The sequence below is a fragment of the Bacillus sp. (in: firmicutes) genome (assembly GCA_017656295.1).
In the GTDB taxonomy this organism is placed as follows: domain Bacteria; phylum Bacillota; class Bacilli; order Bacillales; family JACDOC01; genus JACDOC01.
The window spans coordinates 110,453-128,364 of record JACDOC010000003.1 but is presented as its reverse complement, the minus strand read 5'-3'; the positions used below and the strand labels follow the sequence as shown (position 1 = coordinate 128,364).

General features: G+C 39.4%; 14 protein-coding genes. 12 read left to right on the top strand and 2 right to left on the bottom strand.

Annotated elements, in window-relative coordinates:
- Positions 1-11: 11 nt before the first annotated feature.
- From recN to spo0A, 3 genes are all read left to right on the top strand, one after another.
- Entirely contained in the window at positions 12-1,703 is a 1,692-nt protein-coding gene (gene recN / locus H0Z31_04675; protein ID MBO8176737.1) for a DNA repair protein RecN, read from the top strand.
- A gap of 199 nt (positions 1,704-1,902) precedes the next feature.
- A complete protein-coding gene (spoIVB, locus tag H0Z31_04670; protein ID MBO8176736.1) occupies positions 1,903-3,189 on the top strand; it encodes a SpoIVB peptidase in 1,287 nt (428 codons plus the stop codon).
- Positions 3,190-3,429: 240 nt separating this feature from the next.
- The gene (gene spo0A / locus H0Z31_04665) at positions 3,430-4,218 is read left to right on the top strand and encodes a sporulation transcription factor Spo0A (protein MBO8176735.1); all 789 of its coding nucleotides are present in this window, start codon (positions 3,430-3,432) and stop codon (positions 4,216-4,218) included.
- A gap of 306 nt (positions 4,219-4,524) precedes the next feature.
- Here the strand turns inward: spo0A and H0Z31_04660 are convergent, their stop codons facing one another.
- Positions 4,525-5,880, bottom strand: coding sequence for an arsenic transporter (locus H0Z31_04660; protein ID MBO8176734.1), 1,356 nt, complete (start codon positions 5,878-5,880; stop codon positions 4,525-4,527).
- Between the two features lie 392 nt (positions 5,881-6,272).
- Here H0Z31_04660 and H0Z31_04655 point away from each other — a divergent pair, with 392 nt between their 5' ends.
- Together H0Z31_04655 and H0Z31_04650 are read left to right on the top strand one after the other, a co-directional pair.
- Positions 6,273-7,853 (top strand): DUF342 domain-containing protein, encoded by a 1,581-nt coding sequence (locus H0Z31_04655; GenBank protein MBO8176733.1) that lies wholly within the window; start codon positions 6,273-6,275, stop codon positions 7,851-7,853.
- A gap of 13 nt (positions 7,854-7,866) precedes the next feature.
- A complete protein-coding gene (locus H0Z31_04650) occupies positions 7,867-8,601 on the top strand; it encodes a glycerophosphodiester phosphodiesterase (protein ID MBO8176732.1) in 735 nt (244 codons plus the stop codon).
- Positions 8,602-8,611: 10 nt separating this feature from the next.
- Here the strand turns inward: H0Z31_04650 and H0Z31_04645 are convergent, their stop codons facing one another.
- The gene (locus H0Z31_04645; GenBank protein ID MBO8176731.1) at positions 8,612-8,848 is read right to left on the bottom strand and encodes a DUF2627 domain-containing protein; all 237 of its coding nucleotides are present in this window, start codon (positions 8,846-8,848) and stop codon (positions 8,612-8,614) included.
- A 131-nt stretch (positions 8,849-8,979) separates the two neighbouring features.
- On the opposite strand from H0Z31_04645, the gene H0Z31_04640 reads away from it, so the two are divergent.
- The 7 genes from H0Z31_04640 to H0Z31_04610 all read left to right on the top strand — a co-directional run bounded on the left by H0Z31_04640 (position 8,980) and on the right by H0Z31_04610 (position 17,904).
- Positions 8,980-11,049, top strand: a complete 2,070-nt coding sequence (locus tag H0Z31_04640; GenBank protein ID MBO8176730.1) for a sigma 54-interacting transcriptional regulator — start codon at positions 8,980-8,982, stop codon at positions 11,047-11,049.
- Between the two features lie 138 nt (positions 11,050-11,187).
- On the top strand, positions 11,188-12,093 hold the full coding sequence (yqiS, locus tag H0Z31_04635) for a phosphate butyryltransferase (GenBank protein MBO8176729.1): 906 nt from the start codon (positions 11,188-11,190) through the stop codon (positions 12,091-12,093).
- A 30-nt stretch (positions 12,094-12,123) separates the two neighbouring features.
- On the top strand, positions 12,124-13,221 hold the full coding sequence (locus H0Z31_04630; GenBank protein MBO8176728.1) for a Glu/Leu/Phe/Val dehydrogenase: 1,098 nt from the start codon (positions 12,124-12,126) through the stop codon (positions 13,219-13,221).
- An 81-nt stretch (positions 13,222-13,302) separates the two neighbouring features.
- On the top strand, positions 13,303-14,409 hold the full coding sequence (locus H0Z31_04625; GenBank protein MBO8176727.1) for a butyrate kinase: 1,107 nt from the start codon (positions 13,303-13,305) through the stop codon (positions 14,407-14,409).
- A 21-nt stretch (positions 14,410-14,430) separates the two neighbouring features.
- Positions 14,431-15,855, top strand: a complete 1,425-nt coding sequence (gene lpdA, locus H0Z31_04620) for a dihydrolipoyl dehydrogenase (protein MBO8176726.1) — start codon at positions 14,431-14,433, stop codon at positions 15,853-15,855.
- 56 nt (positions 15,856-15,911) lie between these two features.
- Positions 15,912-16,907: a thiamine pyrophosphate-dependent dehydrogenase E1 component subunit alpha gene (locus H0Z31_04615; protein MBO8176725.1), complete on the top strand. Its 996-nt coding sequence runs from the start codon at positions 15,912-15,914 to the stop codon at positions 16,905-16,907.
- 13 nt (positions 16,908-16,920) lie between these two features.
- Positions 16,921-17,904, top strand: a complete 984-nt coding sequence (locus tag H0Z31_04610) for an alpha-ketoacid dehydrogenase subunit beta (GenBank protein MBO8176724.1) — start codon at positions 16,921-16,923, stop codon at positions 17,902-17,904.
- Positions 17,905-17,912: the final 8 nt, after the last annotated feature.

The window sequence follows — 17,912 nt, the reverse complement described above, 5'->3', positions numbered from 1 at the left end:
GGTGAGCGTTGTTGCTTCAAGAATTATCCATCAAAAACTTTGCCATTATTGATGCATTGGCTATTACATTTGAGAAGGGTTTGACGGTGCTAACAGGTGAAACAGGTGCCGGTAAGTCCATTATAATTGATGCCATTCATTTGCTTGTTGGAGGACGAGGTTCTTCTGAATTTGTTCGTTATGGAGAAAAAAAGGCCGAAATTGAAGGCTTATTTTGGTTAGATGATGAAGAGCATCCTTGCTACAAGAAATTAAACGAATTTGGTTTAGAAGCTGAAGATGGAATGGTCATTCTTCGACGAGAAATATCAGCTCAAGGTAAAAGCGTCTGTCGAGTAAACGGAAAGTTAGTCACGATTTCAACATTACGTGAAATTGGCGCTACCCTTGTAGATATTCATGGACAACATGAACATCAAGAATTAATGAATGAGGCGATGCATATCCATTTGCTCGACCAATTCGGCTATGAAGAAATTTTCCCAGCGTGGAAGCGTTACGAAGAAATTTATCAACGCTACGAACAGACGAAAAAGAAGCTTGCTTCCTTAACCGAAAATGAGCAACAAATGGCCCATCGCCTTGATTTAATTCAATTTCAATGGAATGAGATACAAAACGCCCAATTACAACTTCATGAAGATGAAGAATTACTAGAAGAAAAAAAGCGTTTGATGAACTTTGAAAAGTTACATGAAGCATTGCAAACAAGTACCGAAGCGTTGCTTGGGGAACAAAAAGGGATCGATTGGATTGGCTTAGCGATGAGTCACCTAGAAACAGCTGCAGAAATTGATGCCCAATATGAATCACTATTCGAATCCGTTTCAAATTGTTTTTACATGCTTGAAGATGCGGCGAGGGAATTGAGTGGACAAAAAGATTTACTGGAATTTGATGAAGAGCGAATTAATTATATTGAATCCCGTTTAAATGAAATAAACCAATTAAAGCGTAAATACGGACCAACGATTGAAGATATTTTAGAATATGGTGCAAAAATTGAGGAAGAAATTGAAACCATTACGAATAGAGAAACGCATATTGAGGAAATTAAAAAAGAACTCGTTCAATTAGAAGAAGATCTGTTACTTGAAGCACGACATTTAAGTCATTTACGTCAAAAATGGGCTGAAATTTTAACCAATCATATTCATCAAGAGTTAAAGCAGTTATATATGGAGAAAACTGTATTTAAAGTAACGTTTCATCCATGGGACGAAACATCTTTTACAAAATTAGGGATAGACGATGTTGAGTTTTACATATCCACCAACCCTGGTGAGCCGTTAAAACCTTTATCAAAGGTGGCTTCTGGCGGAGAATTATCACGCATTATGCTTGCTTTAAAAACCATTTTCTCCAAACACCAAGGGGTCACTTCAATTATTTTTGACGAAGTGGATACAGGAGTAAGTGGAAGAGTAGCCCAAGCGATTGCTGAAAAAATTCATCAAGTTTCTGTTCATTCCCAAGTGCTTTGTATTTCTCATTTACCACAAGTCGCTGCTATGGCTGATACCCATTTATTTATATCAAAGGAAACGAAAGATGGACGAACATTTACCTCGGTTCAGCCATTGCATGGGGACGAAAGAATTAAAGAAATCGGTCGGATGATTTCCGGAGTTGAAATAACGGATGTCACGAAACAACATGCCAAAGAACTGCTTGATCAAGCAGTTGCATTGAAAGAGAAATAACAGATAACCATCCACATCTGTTTTTAGATGTGGATGGTTTTTATATTCCATTTTTTTACTACTGTCCTGTTATTCTTAACCAATTAGGGGAGCTTTTTTCGAGTCCATCTAGTTATAATAATAACTTTTCCGGGCTAAATTAATATTGTAGCCATCAGTTGTAGTGTGATGTGGACTAGAAGCGAGGAGAGTGAAAAAGTTGAATTGGGATGTCATACGAAAAGTGATTGGTGGAATTCTCCTTGTTTCTTTTAGTGTGATTGGTTTTTTGAAGCCTGTACAACAATATTTAAGCATTCCTCATAATATCACCATGTTTGAAGGTCAAGAATATACCCTTCCAATATCGAAGCCTGTTTCCACAGAAATGGCAAATAAAACGAACAGCATGACCGTTCACAATAATGATCACGTAACCACGATTAAAGGGACGAAACATGGACAAGATGAGATCATTTTTGAACTTGCAGGATTTCCAATTAAAAAAGTAAATGTTGAAGTTCTAAAAGATTTTAAAGTCATTCCAGGGGGACAGTCCATTGGGGTGAAATTAAATAGCCTCGGTGTTCTTGTTGTCGGTCATCACTTAGTTGAAGGAGAACATGGGAAAATATCTCCAGGCGAAACAGCAGGAATAAAAGTCGGTGATATCATTACCGAAATTAATGGAAAGAAAATCGAAAACATGTCGGAAGTCGCTTCATTCGTTCAAGACGCTGGCACCAGTGGGAAAGTATTACAAATAGGAATTCAACGGAATCAAAAGAAAATTTCAACCGAAGTCTCCCCGGTGAAAGATCAAAAAGACGAAACGTATAAATTAGGGTTGTATATACGAGATTCAGCAGCAGGTATCGGGACGATGACGTTTTATGATCCGAAAACGAAAAAATATGGTGCTTTAGGACATGTCATTTCAGATATGGATACAAAAAAACCGATTATCGTAAAAGATGGTCAAATTGTACGATCAACGGTCACGTCCATTGAAAAAGGAATCAACGGAAACCCTGGTGAAAAGTTAGCGAAATTTTCTACGGACAGAGAAATTATTGGGAATATCCAACGCAATAGTCCGTTCGGAATTTTTGGGACCTTAGAAACCACGTTAAAAAACGGAATATTAGACAAACCAATTCCGATCGCATTATCGCATGAAGTTAAAAAAGGAAAAGCGAAAATTTTAACGGTTGTCGATGGGGATGAAGTAGAAGAGTACGAAATCGAAATTGTCAGCACAATTCCACAAAAATTCCCTGCCGTTAAAGGAATGGTCATTAAAATTACCGATCCGAAATTATTAGAAAAAACGGGTGGTATTGTTCAGGGAATGAGTGGTAGTCCGATCATTCAAGATGGAAAGTTAATTGGGGCAGTTACCCATGTATTTGTCAATGATCCAACATCTGGTTATGGAGTTCATATTGAATGGATGTTAAATGAAGCAGGAATCGATATTTACGAAAAAGTAGATCAAGCAGGATAACAGGCGAGAGGTTCGCCTGTTTCTCTTTTCATCGTTCTTTGTTACAATAGATGTAAAGATTTTTCGACATTAACAAAATAAAAAGGCTTGACGTCGAATTGTGATGAAAAAGCAAGAAAAATAATGATGAATGAAATTAGGATTCATAAAAGGAATTTATGAACATTTGTCGAATTTTTTCTTAGAAAAGAACTCATATCATAGATAATAAAGAACGATTGAATTTGAGGAGGAAATCCAGTGAAGAAATTAAAAGTGTGCGTGGTTGATGATAATCGGGAACTTGTTGCACTATTGGAAGAATATTTGTCTTCCCAAAAAGATATGGAAGTGATAGGGACCGCCTACAATGGTCAAGATTGCCTGAATTTGTTAGAACAAACGAATCCAGACGTCTTAGTTTTGGATATTATTATGCCACATTTAGATGGTCTAGCCGTCTTAGAAAAAATACGTGAACTGGATACGCCAATGCCTTATGTCATTATGCTTACCGCGTTCGGCCAAGAAGATGTGACAAAGAAAGCGGTTGAATTGGGGGCATCTTACTTTATTTTAAAACCATTTGATATGGAAAGCTTAGCGAACCATATTCGTCAAGTTAGCAACAAATCGAGTAACGTATTAAAAAAATCAACCCCATCAACTGTTAGATCCTCTTCGGAAGAAAAACCAAAAAATTTGGATGCAAGTATTACAAGTATTATTCACGAAATTGGTGTACCGGCACATATTAAAGGATATTTATACTTACGTGAAGCGATTTCCATGGTGTATAACGACATTGAGCTATTAGGTTCTATTACGAAAGTGTTGTATCCAGATATCGCGAAAAAATACAATACAACTGCCAGCCGTGTCGAACGGGCTATTCGTCATGCCATTGAAGTTGCCTGGAGCCGCGGCAACATCGAATCGATTTCTTCCTTATTTGGCTACACCGTCAGCATGTCGAAAGCTAAACCAACGAACTCTGAATTCATCGCGATGGTCGCTGATAAATTACGCTTGGAGCATCGGGCGAGTTGAGAGGGTAAGTGACGGTGGGGGGATACGGTACTTCCCGATAAATATCCGAAAGATATCACAATCAGTTACCGAAAATTAACGCCTCTTTATTTACCGTTCATACAAACGGTGAGTAAGGGGGCGTTTTGTATGATTATGGAAAATGATTATTTCAGGATTGTATCCTTATAGAACCCATCATGGACAATGAAAAACCGCTGCATTCCTGTTCAATTTATACCAAGAGAATGGTAAAGGGTTTTTATGTAAACAAAGACGTCTTAAAAAAGACGTCTGATACTATACTTCAATAAACCGACTTCTACGTTAAACAAAGACGAGATGAACCCAATAATAGAGAAGACACAATGTTACCATTGTTGAGATGGGAATCACTATGAGTGACACGCTTAAATAATCGCCCCAAGTGACTTTAATTTTATGCTGCCTTAATATGTGCATCCATATAAGCGAGGCAAGTGTACCAATCGGTAATAATAAAGAACCCATATCGCTCCCAATTATAGTAGCTAAATAGATGGTTTGAATTGTAATTGGGTCAAGCCCTAATTCGGTTAACGTAAATGTTCCTATCATTAACGCCGGATGATTGTTAAAAACATTAGATAGGATAGAAATGAGCCCTCCCATCATAACGCTTGCAAAAAATAATCCTTCATGTACCACCGGTTCAAAAATTGTTACAAGCCAGGCGGTTAAGCCGATGTTATGCAAACCATAAATTATCACATACATCGAAAAAGCAAAGATTAAAATATGCCATGGGGTTTTTTTCAATATATCTACTGGTGTGGTCCGTAAATAATACCATCTCCACCCTAGTAAAACAACTGATCCTAGAATAGCGATAATTTCTATTGGAATTCCAAAAAAGGATGCTACAAAAAGGAGACAACGAAGGAAAAAGACAAACATTAATATTTTCATCATCAATCTTATTCGTTTTTGCTTCGTTGTAACAGATATTGTTCCTTTCAACGGGTGAAAATGTTTCGTAAAAAATGTCTCCTCGATATCATAAATACTGGTTGGTAAAGTTTTTGGTAGTTTTTTCTTTATGACAAGAAACATGAACCATGACATAAATAACAATCCTAGGGTAGCCGGTACAAACATCATTGCTGTTTGCATATAAAGAGACATTTGAACGATTTCCAAACCGATTAAATTGACGATATTGCTGACGCCAATTGGAGCACTAGAAGCTGTAGCAATCAATGCTCCGCTTAATAAATAAGGAATTTGTACATAAGGTTTTAACCCGAGATTTCTTAGTAGTAAAATAAGTAACGGAGTCGTAATTAGAATACTTCCATCATTATTAAATAAAAGGGTCATTAAAAAACAGAGCAGTTGAATGTACCAATATAATCGATAGCCAGACCCGTTCGCTAAACGAATGAGTCGAGTGGCTGCCCAATGGAAAAAGCCGAAACTTTCTAAGATAACAGCCATTACAATGGTGGCCATGATTGTTAACGAAGCACCACCAATTTTATTGATAATATCGATGATGTCTTCCTTTGAGACAATACCCATTATTAAAATGACCCCTGCACCAATGGAAGCAGGCCATGCCTCATTCATCCCCGCAGGTCTCCAAAAAATAACGCCCATCGTCATAAGGAAGACGAAGAATACCAAAGGTATTTGGACATCCATTTATATTCCTTCCTTTCTTCTTACTTAGTTGATTGACCATGCATGTCCGATTCACTATCAGTTTATTCGTCCTGTGGACAAACGTAATGGATGCTAGTCCATTAATGATAAAATGTATGCCTGTCCTATATGGAAAAAAGCCTATATAAAATACTGCTCTAATCAATGAATAAGGATGGAATATTTGGATGATGAAGGTGAAATACATCAAGGAAGAGGAAATATTATGTTGACAACTTGCGTTGTGTGGCACGAGAAGCTGAATTGCATATAATTTACATGTTTTGATACAATAACTTATTTGTCTTGTTTTCACTATGAAAAAACCTATATAATTTTTAGGGAGGGTGCGATTTGTGTCCTTAAAGGGGCCGCAGAAGGGAGAAAGGGGTATGAATCTCGTTCAAAATGATTACTTTTACATATGGGCCAATCAACAGAATGAGCTATTTATCCGGGTTGAAAAGAAAGGGTTTCCAATCAAAGAGATGAATGAAATTATAAAACAGCATCCCCGGATTCACATTACTCATTTTCTACCTTTAAAAAAAGCGCTCGAAGAAGGTTTAACAAATGATATACATATCGGTCAATTAAAAAATGAAGTCGAACTCTTCGTCTCAAAAGATGAAATGGAAGCTTCAGTGATCATTTATTGTTCGGACGATGATTTTGAAGAAGAACGATCTCGATTTGTTGATAAAGTTTATCAAACGTTGGAAGAAGAACAGATAAATCACGGAATTCTTCATGATGTAATTAAAGACCAGCTAAAACCGAATGAATGGATAATTATCGCTAAAGGCACACCTCCTCAAAAGGGAGAGGATGCTAAAATCCGGCTGATTGAAGTCCCTGATCGAAAGCCAAGTATTAAAGAAGACGGACGGGCAGATTTTTTTGACCTGAACTTTTTCAAGGAAGTAAAAAAAGGGGATTGGTTAGGGGAAAAAACACCTCCGACAGAAGGGAGACCAGGAATGACCATCCGTGGGCAAGTTGTTCCAGCGCCAGCAGGACGTGATGTCCCGCTTCGCTATGATGTGAACTCTATTTTTGAATACAAAGAAAATGAAATTTCCGTCATAAAAGCCAAAATCGATGGCATCGTCGAATATCGTGATGGAAAAATTACGGTCGGCTCCCATCTATATATTAAAGGCGACGTTGGTGTAGAAACTGGGAACATTGAGTTTAATGGAAGTATTACGATTCAAGGAACCATTCAACCAGGCTATTGTGTGGTGGCGGAAAAGGACATCTCCATATTAAGTCCAATAGGAGTTAGTAATTGTGGAAAAATTTCTTCCCTACGCGGAGACGTGTTTATAAAAGGAGGCATTTTCGGTAACGAGGCAACAACCGTAGAAGCGGGAACCAACATTTTTGTCAAACACGCTCATGAATGTAAGCTTGTGGCCGCAAACAGTATATATATCGGCTCGTCAGCTATTGGGTGTCAGTTACAAGCTGAACGTATTCATGTAGATGAACGCCGAGGGCAAATCATCGGGGGAAAAGCTGAAGCGAAATATATGGTTACATCAGGAACAATTGGAAACAAATCTGAAATAAAGACCGAAATTATCGTTCATGGTTTTGACAAATCAAAACTGAAGATAGATTATAAACACATCTTAATGATGTACAAAGAAGTCATGGAAAAAGTAGAACAAAAAAGAAAAATGATTGAAACGAGAAGTTCTTCGTTACCACAAATGACGGACCAGCAGCGCAAATTATTTGAAGTACAAAAAGATGAATTAGAAAAAATGATTGCTAAACTATATGAATTAAATAATCAACGTAAAAAGTTTGAAGAGCTTTTGAAAATAAAAGGAGAAGGACAAGTCGTAATCGGTCGACAAGCATTTCCGCAAACCGTTTTAAAATTAAAATCGACCTATAAGCAACTCAATTCCGTTGTCAAAGGTACATATTATGTAGCGGAAGGAAAACTATTGTTGGAATAAGGATGTGACATTTGTGACCAAAATTTTTGCTCATCGTGGATATAGTGCCAAATATCCGGAAAATACAATGGTAGCTTTTCAAGCGGCTGAGAAGGTGGGCGCAGACGGAATTGAGCTCGATGTACAGCTATCGAAAGACGGTGAAGTCGTTGTCATCCATGATTTTACCATCGATCGAACGATGAATGGGAAAGGACGCGTCAATGAGTTGACCGTCGAACAACTTCAATCATTTCATGCCAAAACGAATCGAAACGCTACCATCCCTACATTAAAAGAAGTTTTTACCTGGATAAAAACCAATTCGCTAGTATGTATTATTGAACTGAAAAATCATTCGAATACGGGAGGAGAATTAGAAGAAAAGGTTGTAGAGCTCGTACAACAATACGATTTGTTCGATCGAGTTATTATCTCCTCTTTTAATCATTACGCCATTGTTTATGTATATCGCCTATGTCCGCAAATCCAGATTGCACCGCTTTATTCAGAAGGGTTATACATGCCTTGGGTGTACGCATCGTCCATTCATGCAACAAGTATGCATCCGAATGTAAAAGTATGTCCTGACGAAATCGTTATCACCGCTTTAAAAAACGGGATTGAAGTTAGACCTTATACGGTGAACGATGAAAAGGAAATGATTCGTCTCTATCGCGTTGGTTGTTCTGCTATTTTTACAGACGATCCTGTCAAAGCAAAAAAAGTATATAACGATTGGCAAACAAAGAACATCCATCCGCAGTAGGATGGATGCTTTATTTTTTTTGAAAGCGTTGTTGTACTTTTCCGCGTTTGCGGTCACGATGCAAAATAAATCCGCCGATAAAGCCGAGCCCGACGATAAAAAATACGAGACCAGCTAGAAATTGTAACCATAAAAACGGAAATGGCGAAGACATGATGCCAAAAACGGTATCACGCATCCATTTGATTCCATAGGCAGCCATAATTCCTGGAATCAATAATATAAGTAACGCTAGTAACCGCACCATATGTTGATTCTCCTTCACATTGTCTACATAGCCATCATATCGTAACTTTTCAAATTGTCAAGCAACTCGATTTTTGTTTAAATATTAATATGAAAAAAGTTGCAATGCTCTTGGGTAGGAGGAGAAAGATTTTGCAAAAAGTACTCGTTGTTGGTGGAGGAAAAGGTGGTCGTGCGATTTATAAAATTTTAAAAGAAACCGCTGTCATGGAAATTGCAGCCATCGTTGATATTAATCCTGAAGCAGAAGGGATTCAACTGGCAAAAAAAGAAGGGGTGCCAACGGGAACAGATTGGCGTCCATTTTTAACAAAAGATATTGACATTGTAGTTGAAGTAACGGGGGACGAACAAGTATTTAAAGAAATCCGTGACGCTCGGCATAAAGATACGGTATTAATTCCTGGAAGTGTGGCTTATTTAATAGCGCAATTGATGGAAGAGAAAAAAGAATTGATTTCCGAATTAAAAGCCCAGTCGTATCGTCAAGATTTAATTTTTAATTCGACCAGCGACGGCATGGTCGGAATTAATCGCGACGGAAAAATCCTTTTATTTAATAAAAGCGCTGAACGGATAATAGGTGTGCGGCAAGAAGAAGCGATTGGGAGATATATTTTAGATATTATTCCAACTAGCGGTCTTCCGCGAGTGTTAGAAACAAGACGGAAAGAAATGAACCAAGAGCTCGTACTTGATAATGGAGTGAAAATTATTACGACGCGCATCCCGATTGTCGGAGAAAATGATGAATTAATAGGTGCGTTTTCCGTTTTTAAAGATATTACCGAGGTGGTAAATTTAGCTGAAGAGCTAACAAACTTAAAAGAAATTCAAACAATGCTTGAGGCGATTATTCATTCTAGTGACGATGCCATTTCCGTTGTCGATGAACATGGGCGAGGAATATTAATTAACCCAGCCTACACAAGAATTACAGGATTAACTCAAGAACAAGTCATCGGTAAACCAGCTACTGCAGATATTTCCGAAGGGGAAAGTATGCATATGAAAGTTCTCCAAACGAGACGTCCTGTACGTGGGGTGAAAATGCGGGTTGGACCAAAGAAAAAAGAAGTAGTCGTCAACGTCGCTCCGATTATTGTGAATGGAAAACTAAAAGGAAGCGTCGGTGTTATTCATGACATGTCTGAAATTCAAGCGTTAACAAAGGAGTTAGACCGAGCGAAACGCATTATTCGTAACTTAGAAGCGAAATACTCATTTGATGATATTATCGGCGAAGCAGAAGAAATGAAGCTAGCGATCGAACAAGCGAAACTTGGGGCAAAAACGCCGGCGACGGTTTTATTAAGAGGAGAATCTGGAACGGGAAAAGAACTGTTTGCTCATGCTATTCATAATGCCAGTGATCGGAAATATAATAAATTCGTTCGCGTCAACTGTGCAGCTATCTCCGAAACTCTTCTTGAAAGCGAATTGTTTGGTTATGAAGAAGGTGCCTTTTCTGGTGCAAAACGTGGAGGGAAACGTGGGCTTTTTGAAGAGGCTAACAATGGCAGCATTTTTTTAGACGAAATTGGAGAATTAAGCTCCAATACACAAGCAAAACTGTTGCGTGTGCTCCAAGAAAACGAAATTGTGCGAGTCGGTGGAACAAAGCCAATTCCGATCAACGTACGTATTATCGCTGCTACTAACGTAAATCTTGAAAAAGGGATTGCTAACGGTACGTTTCGAGAAGATTTATATTACCGCTTAAATAGGATGCCAATTCAAATTCCGCCATTACGTAAACGGAAAGAAGATATTCCGTTATTGTGTGAGAGGCTGATTCAAAAAATCAACCAAGACTATGGCCGCAATGTCGAAGGAGTTAGTCAGGCAGCAATGGAAATTTTAATGGCGTACGATTGGCCAGGAAACGTTCGTGAATTAGAAAATATTTTAGGAAGGGCCATTATATTTATGAATTACCATGAAACATGGATTGAACCAAAGCATTTACCGGTGCTTGTACCGAAACGTGACCAAGAGCCCTTCGAATCGACACCAATGACAAGTGACGAAAGTAAAAATTTAAACGATTTATTGCAAGAATACGAAAAAAAGATTATTCAACAAGTTTTGGAACAAAATAAAGGTAATAAAACAGCTACTGCCAAACAATTGGGAATTTCAGTCCGAAATCTGTATTACAAGCTTGAAAAGTTTGGCATTGCAATGAATGACATGCAATGAATTTCATACATGCAAAAAATTGCACGATAGAAAAAGTTAAAAAATGAAGCGTTTTCATAAAATGAAAGTTGGCACGCTTTTTGCATATTAAATAAATGGTGTTGGAATTCAAATGAAGAAAGGGTTGAGGCAGCATACATGAAACTGGAAGCATTACTCGAAAAAGCAACCCAACTTGAACGCACGACAGTAGCGGTGGCAGCTGCAGAAGATGCAGAAGTCATTGAAGCAGTATCGCTCGCTGTTGAAAAAAATCTTGGTCGTTTTCTTCTCTTTGGAAATGAAGAAAAGACGAAACAACTACTTCAAGAACATGCACCGATTTTAATGGACAATGAAGCAATCAAGATTGTTCATGCGAATTCGAGTGCAGAAGCAGCTGAATTAGCCGTAAAAGCTGTTCGTAATAATGAAGCAAATGCGTTAATGAAAGGTCACGTACCAACCGCTGTTATTTTAAAAGCGGTACTAAATAAAGAATGGGGCTTAAGAACAGGGAATGTTTTATCACATGTCGCTGTTTTTGAAGTACCAGGTTACGATCGTTTCACCATTGTAACGGATGCGGCGATGAATATTGCCCCAGACTTAGAGCAAAAGGCTCAAATCGCAAACAATGCTGTAAACATCGCACGGGCGATTGGAATTGATACACCAAAAGTTGCTCCGATTGCGGCTGTTGAAGTTGTCAACCCTGCCATGCAGGCTACGTTGGATGCAGCAGCTTTGACTCAAATGAACAAACGCGGACAAATTCCAAACTGCATCATCGATGGACCATTAGCCCTTGATAATGCTGTATCGGTGGAAGCAGCTGAACATAAAGGAATTAAAAGCGATGTAGCAGGACATGCTGATATTTTACTTGTTCCGAACATTGAAACAGGAAATGCGTTATACAAATCATTAATTTACTTTGCCAAAGCAAAAGTTGGTGCTGTCATCGCTGGAGCAAAAGCGCCAATCGTGTTAACTTCACGTGCAGACAGTGCTGAAAGTAAATTGTATTCATTAGCGCTGGCAATTTGTTCAGCTTCAAAATAATATCGAAAAGAAATAAGGGAGGACCTTCATATGAAAATTTTTGAGTATATGGAAAAATACGATTACGAACAATTAGTCTTTTGTCAAGATGAACAATCTGGATTAAAAGCAATTATCGCGATTCACGATACAACGTTAGGACCAGCTTTAGGTGGTACTCGTATGTGGACATACGAATCTGAAGAAGCAGCGATTGAAGATGCGCTTCGTCTTGCTCGTGGTATGACATACAAAAACGCTGCTGCTGGTCTAAACCTTGGTGGCGGTAAAACAGTAATCATTGGAGACCCTCGTAAAGATAAAAACGAAGAAATGTTCCGTGCGTTTGGACGCTTCATCCAAGGATTAAACGGTCGCTACATCACTGCAGAAGACGTAGGAACAACAGTTGCTGACATGGATATTATCCATGAAGAAACGGACTATGTAACTGGTATTTCTCCAGCATTTGGTTCTTCTGGTAACCCATCTCCAGTTACAGCTTACGGTGTATACCGCGGTATGAAAGCAGCGGCGAAAGAAGCGTTTGGCACAGACTCTCTTGAAGGGTTAACAATCGCAGTACAAGGTGTTGGTAACGTTGCGTACAACCTTTGCCGTCATTTACACGAGGAAGGTGCAAAATTAATTGTTACTGACATCAATAAAGAAGCCGTTCAACGTGCCGTAGAAGAGTTTGGTGCAAAAGCGGTAGATCCAGCTGATATTTATAGCCAAGAGTGTGATATTTTCGCGCCATGTGCTCTTGGTGCTGTTATTAACGATGAAACGATTCCACAATTAAAAGCAAAAGTAATCGCTGGTGCAGCGAACAACCAATTAAAAGAAACGCGTCATGGGGATATTATCCATGAAATGGGTATTGTGTACGCTCCTGACTATGTTATTAACGCAGGTGGTGTAATTAACGTAGCAGACGAGCTTTACGGATATAACCGTGAACGTGCAATGAAGAAAGTTGAACAAATTTATAACAACATCGAAAAAGTAATCGAAATTGCTAAACGTGACGGTATTCCAACTTACCTTGCTGCTGACCGTATGGCAGAAGAGCGTATTGAAAGAATGCGCAAATCTCGCAGCCAATTCCTTCAAAACGGAAAACACATTTTAAGCCGTCGTCGATAATTCATCCCATTATTAGTTGAACGCTTGGCCTGTTTTGGCGAGGCGTTCTCCCTTTTCACAAAAATATTGGAGGTAACAACTGTGCAAGAACAATCCTATCGAATTCTTGTCATCAATCCAGGTTCTACGTCGACGAAAATTGGCGTATTTGAAAATGATATGGCCATTTTAGAAAAAACGATTCGTCATGATACGGACGTTATCAATTCGTTTCAAAACATCATCGATCAATATGAATTTCGTAAAAATACCATTTTAGAAACGTTAGACGAAGAAGGTATTAACATTAATAAGCTAAGTGCTGTTTGTGGTCGCGGTGGTCTTTTACGCCCAATCGAAGGTGGTACGTATGCTGTTAATGAAGCGATGCTGAAAGACCTTCGAGAAGGATATGCAGGCCAACATGCATCTAACCTTGGTGGAATCATTGCTTATGAAATTGCTTCTGGCTTAAACATTCCATCATTTATTGTCGACCCGGTCGTTGTCGATGAACTAGAGCCAATTGCTCGTATTTCTGGTTTTGCGCTAATTGAACGTCGCAGTATTTTCCATGCGTTAAACCAAAAAGCAGTGGCTCGTCGGGTGGCGAAACAATTAGGTAAAAAATATGAAGAAGTTAATTTAATTGTTACGCATATGGGCGGTGGTATTACGGTAGGCGCACATAAACAAGGTCGTGTCGTTGACGTAAACAACGGTCTTCATGGCGATGGCCCGTTCAGTCCAGAGCGTGCAGGAACGGTTCCTGCAGGTGACCTTGTTGACTTATGCTTCTCCGGCAACTATTACCGTGATGAAGTAATGAAAATGCTTGTTGGACAAGGTGGTCTTGTCGGTTACCTAGGTACAAATGATGCCGTCAAAGTAGAAAAAATGATTGAAGAAGGTGACGAAAAGGCAAAACTAGTATATGATGCCATGGCGTATCAAATTGCCAAAGAAATTGGTGCCGCAAGTGCGGTGCTCGAAGGAAAAGTAGATGCTATCATCTTAACTGGTGGACTCGCATACGGAAAAGAATTCGTTAAATCCATTAGCGATCGAATTAGTTGGATTGCTGATGTCATCGTTCAACCAGGAGAAAACGAATTACAAGCCCTTGCAGAAGGTGCATTGCGTGTTCTTCGAGGTGAAGAAAAAGTAAAAGATTATCCAGGCAACGTTCGTAACGAAGCGATAGTTTAACAAAAAGAGGAGGAAACTTAATTGGCACATGAATACGATTTAGTCATCCTAGGTGGCGGAACAGGTGGTTATGTGGCTGCCATTCGTGCGGCACAATTAGGATTAAAGACAGCAGTTGTCGAAAAAGGAAAACTTGGTGGTACGTGCTTACATAAAGGATGTATCCCAAGTAAAGCGCTTTTACGTAGTGCCGAAGTCTATGCAACAACAAAACGTGGTGATGAATTCGGTGTTGTAGCTTCTGATGTAAAACTTGACTTTGCAAAAGTACAAGAGCGCAAAAACAAAATCATTAGCCAGCTTCATGCCGGTGTGCAATCGTTAATGAAAAAAGGAAAAATTGACGTATACGAAGGAACGGGTCGTATTTTAGGACCATCTATCTTCTCACCAATGCCGGGTACGATTTCTGTTGAAATGAACAACGGAGAAGAAAATGAAATGCTTGTGCCGAAAAACGTTATTATCGCAACTGGTTCCCGTCCACGAACATTACCAGGCCTTAATATCGATGGCGAATACGTTCTATCTTCGGACGAAGCATTAGAACTCGAAACATTGCCATCTTCCATCATCATTGTTGGTGGTGGCGTTATCGGGATTGAGTGGGCATCCATGCTGTCAGACTTTGGGGTCGAAGTGACTGTGGTTGAGTATGCAGACCGTATAGTTCCAACGGAGGACCACGAAATTTCCAAAGAAATGCAACGTCTCATGAAGAAAAAGGGTGTCACGATTGTGACAAATGCAAAAGTATTACCTGAAACGTTAGTGAAAGGTGACGGCCAAGTTCAAATTAGCGCTGAAGTAAAAGGGGAACAAAAACAGTTCACTGCGGAAAAATTACTCGTTTCTGTCGGCAGACAAGCGAACGTTGAAGGAATTGGCCTTGAAAACACAGACATTGTTGTAGAAAAAGGCTTTATTAAGGTAAACGAATTTTTCCAAACAAAAGAATCGCACATTTATGCGATTGGCGACGTCATCGGCGGTCTTCAGCTTGCTCACGTGGCAAGCCATGAAGGAATTATTGCCGTTGAGCATATCGCTGGCGAAAATCCTGATCCAATGGACTACACCCTTGTCTCAAAATGTATTTATTCCAACCCTGAAATTGCTAGCGTTGGTTTAACGGAACAAGAATCGAAAGAAAAAGGACATAATGTCAAAGTAGGGAAATTCTCGTTCCGTGCGATTGGTAAAGCGTTAGTCTTCGGAGAATCAGACGGTTTTGTAAAAATTGTGGCTGATAAAGACACAGATGACATATTAGGTGTTCATATGATTGGTCCACACGTCACTGACATGATTTCTGAAGCTGGATTAGCGCGCGTACTTGACGCGACTCCGTGGGAAGTTGCCCATACCATTCACCCACACCCAACGCTAAGCGAGGCTATTGGTGAAGCAGCACTTGCTGTTGATGGAAAGGCCATTCATTCATAATGTTTTAGGAGGGACGTTTCCCTCCTTACATAATCAAATATTAGGAGGTTTAAAAGATGGCTGAAAATCGTCATAAAGCTTTAGGTTTAAGCGATGAAACCGTATTAGAAATGTATGAAACGATGCTTCTTGCCCGTCGTTTAGACGAGCGTATGTGGTTATTAAACCGCTCTGGTAAAATTCCTTTCGTTATTTCTTGTCAAGGACAAGAAGCGGCTCAAGTTGGTGCAGCGTTTGCCCTTGATCGTGAAAAAGATTATGTTTTACCGTACTACCGTGACATGGGTGTTGTTTTAACATTTGGAATGACACCAACAGATTTAATGTTATCTGCCTTTGCGAAAGCAGAAGATCCAAACTCTGGCGGACGTCAAATGCCAGGTCACTTCGGTCAAAAGAAAAATCGTATCGTCACAGGATCTTCTCCAGTTACAACGCAAGTGCCTCATGCGGTAGGTATCGCATTAGCAGGTAAAATGGAAGGAAAAGATTTAGTTACATTCGTAACTTTTGGTGAAGGTTCTTCAAACCAAGGAGACTTCCATGAAGGAGCGAACTTTGCTGGAGTTCATAAATTACCAGTTATTTTTATGTGTGAAAACAACAAATATGCGATCTCTGTTCCAATTGAAAAGCAATTAGCATGTGAAAAAGTATCTGACCGTGCAGTTGCATATGGTATGCCAGGATATACAGTAGATGGTAACGATCCGTTAGAAGTGTACAAAGTCGTAAAAGAAGCAGCAGATCGTGCACGTCGCGGTGAAGGTCCTACATTAATTGAAACTATTTCTTATCGTTTAACTCCGCACTCTTCTGACGATGATGATCGTAGCTATCGTGACCAAGAAGAGGTAAAAGAAGCAAGAGCAAAAGATCCAATTATTACATTTGCTGCTTACTTAAAAGAAGTAGGTGTAATGGATGACGCCTTAGAAAAAGAAATTAACGACCGTGTTATGAAGAAAGTAAATGAAGCAACGGATTACGCTGAAAATGCACCGTATGCTGAACCAGAACATGCATTAAAGTACGTATACGCTGAGAAGTAAGGGGGAAGGAATTATGCCGGTAATTTCTTATATTGATGCTGTAACAATGGCTATTCGTGAAGAGATGGAACGTGACCCACGCGTATTTGTCCTTGGGGAAGACGTAGGAAAAAAAGGTGGGGTATTTAAAGCTACTCAAGGATTATATGAACAATTTGGTGAAGAACGTGTGATCGATACACCTCTTGCTGAGTCAGCAATTGCAGGTGTAGGGATCGGTGCAGCGATGTACGGAATGCGCCCAATCGCTGAAATGCAATTCGCTGACTTTATCATGCCAGCTGTAAACCAAATTATTTCGGAAGCGGCTCGTATCCGTTACCGTTCTAACAACGACTGGAACTGTCCAATCGTTATTCGTGCACCATATGGTGGTGGTGTACACGGAGCGCTTTATCACTCTCAGTCAGTGGAAGCGATATTTGCGAACCAACCTGGATTAAAAATCGTTATGCCTTCAACACCTTATGATGTGAAAGGTTTATTAAAAGCGGCGATTCGTGACGACGATCCTGTTCTCTTCTTCGAACACAAACGTGCGTACCGCTTAATTAAAGGGGAAGTACCTGAAGACGATTATGTATTACCAATTGGAAAAGCAGACGTAAAACGTGAAGGTAGCGACATTACAGTCATTACGTACGGATTATGCGTACACTTTGCGTTACAAGCAGCAGAACGTCTTGCTCAAGATGGCATTGAAGCACACATTTTAGACTTACGTACGGTCTATCCGCTTGATAAAGAAGCAATAATGGAAGCAGCTTCTAAAACAGGTAAAGTGCTTCTAGTTACAGAAGACAACAAAGAGGGAAGCGTCATGAGTGAAGTAGCAGCGATTATTGCTGAACATTGCTTATTTGATCTTGATGCACCAATTATGCGTCTTGCCGGTCCAGATGTACCAGCGATGCCATACGCTCCAACAATGGAGAAATTCTTCATGGTAAACCCTGATAAGATTGAAAAGGCAATGCGCGAGCTAGCTGAATTTTAATCGTCTGA